The 2,021-nt window shown below is 66.6% G+C and carries 2 protein-coding genes; both read right to left on the bottom strand.

Going from position 1 to position 2,021, the window contains the following annotated elements:
• On the bottom strand, positions 1 to 1,190 hold a 1,190-nt coding region (locus H928_RS26325; RefSeq protein ID WP_148293060.1), incomplete at its 3' end, for a hypothetical protein.
• A gap of 92 nt (positions 1,191 to 1,282) precedes the next feature.
• A complete protein-coding gene (locus tag H928_RS0105455) occupies positions 1,283 to 1,933 on the bottom strand; it encodes a hypothetical protein (RefSeq protein WP_027010579.1) in 651 nt (216 codons plus the stop codon).
• Positions 1,934 to 2,021 lie beyond the last annotated feature (88 nt).

The following is a 2,021-nucleotide window of genomic DNA, read 5'->3' on the forward strand; positions in this document are numbered from 1 at the left end:
GCAGGCGCGGGTACCGGCGCGGCCACCGGTGCAGGGACTGGCGCCACGGGCGCAGCAGATGCGACCGGCGCAGGTGCCGGGGCAAAGATATCGTGGTGCGGTGCCACCGGTGCGGAAGGCGTCACTGGCGCCACAGGCGCTGCCGGGCCACGCGCCGCAGCACCCTGGTGGCCATGGCCATCCATATGCGCGGCATGGCGCACCTTGTCGGCCGCTTCACGGGCCATGCCCTGGGCCTGGCGGGCCTTTTCGCGCGCCAGGTCAATGCCGGCCTGCAGGCTCTCTTCGGTGCCCTGCTCATCAAGACCGTCGGTGACCATCAGGTAGATGATGTTCACGCCCATGATCATCACCTGCATGGTCAGCGCCATCAGCACCGCAAACAGGATCACGGTCGACAGGGTGCCGGCCAGCATATGGCCGCTGCTGGCCATCGCGCCAAAGGCGGCGGAGTTGCCCATGCCGCCCATCGAGGCCATCATGCTCGGGCCAATCACGCCGCTGGCAATGGCCGTCATGTAGGCAAAGCCGGGGATGAAGCCGGTGAACACCACCAGGGTGATCACGGTGATGACGATGTAGAGCGCCAGCAGCATCAGCACCAGTGGCACCAGGCGCGTGCGCACGACGGCCACCACCAGCGATACTGCGCGGCGCAGCGAGCGGCCATCCCAGATCGCGGGCGCGAGCAGCGGCGCGGCCACCCAGTACAGCGCGATGAAGAACACCGAGGCGGCGATCACCATCACCGGGTGGGCAAAGAACAGCAGGATCGGTCCGATGAACGGGATCTTGCAGACGAAATACACAATGGCCGCCACCAGGCACAGGCCCAGCACCACAGCCAGTACCAGCAGACCAAACAGGATAAAGCGCGGCACACACAGCAGGCCCGCCCGGATCGCGGCGGCGACGCTGCGCTGCTCCACGTCCTTGGCCTTGTCCTGCAGCAGGATACCGACGGCCGACATGCCGGCCGAGAACACCACCGAGGCGATGACCAGGAACAGCAGCGCCAGCAGCATGCTGCCCGCACGGGTTGCCAGCATCTGGCCGCCCACCATCACCAGCCCTCCGGCCAGCCAGGTCAGGAACGACAAGCCGAGCACACGCCATTGGGTCAGCCCCTCGGCCGCTCGCATCAGTTGGCCAAAGTCAATGGACTTCAACATCGATTGGGGAGAAGACATCTGCGATTCCTTCGTCGTTTTTACCGTATAGCTGCTCCGCCATGGCCCGCGCAGGCGCGTTCATGGCGGAGATGGAGGGATGGGCCGCCTGCTCAGTCGATGCGGCTGGGCCAGGGCTTGGCCTGGATCACGAAGTGCTCGACACCGGCGGGCACATTCTTGTCGGCCGATTTCTTGACCTCGACCGGGTTGCCGGCCTCGGTGGGCGCGGTGCCGGAGTTGGTGTTGACCTTCTTGGCGCGCAGATCGCGCGGCGAGACGGTCACATAGATCGTCGCGCCGCCGCGGTTGTCGGCCATCATCGTGGCGATGTCCTTGATGGCGACCATCGCATCCTTGTGCTCCTGGCGCGACTTGGCGGCCCAGGGCAGATCGAGCGAGACCGAATCGAGCACCGGCATGGCGCGCGTGGCGGGCGCCTGGCTGGTGCTGAAGACCTGCTCGGTCGTCATGGTCTTGCTGCCTTCCTTGATGCGCTGCTTGGCAGGCAGGGCCGACATGGCCTCGACGGCACGCAGGCGCAGTGCCTCGGCTTCATCGATCTCGCCCTTCATCTTCTGCTCCCAGGTCAGCAGTGCAGGTGGCACGGCAGGCTCACGGCAGCCGGGGGGCGATGCGACACCGCATTCGACCTGCACCGGCACGGCCGGCGCCGGAGCCGGCGCGGGTTCTGGCGGAGGGGCTGCACAACCGGCCAGCGCGAGCACCGACACCAGGGCGGACATTTTCATCAACAGCTTCACAAGGCTCTCCTTCAATTCAGCAAATCATCCAAGGTCTGTTTGCGCGCCGGCTTGCGCACCGCCGGGCGGGCCGGTGCAGGTGCCGGAG

The sequence above is a fragment of the Comamonas sp. B-9 genome (assembly GCF_000410635.1).
Classification (GTDB): Bacteria; Pseudomonadota; Gammaproteobacteria; order Burkholderiales; family Burkholderiaceae_C; genus Comamonas.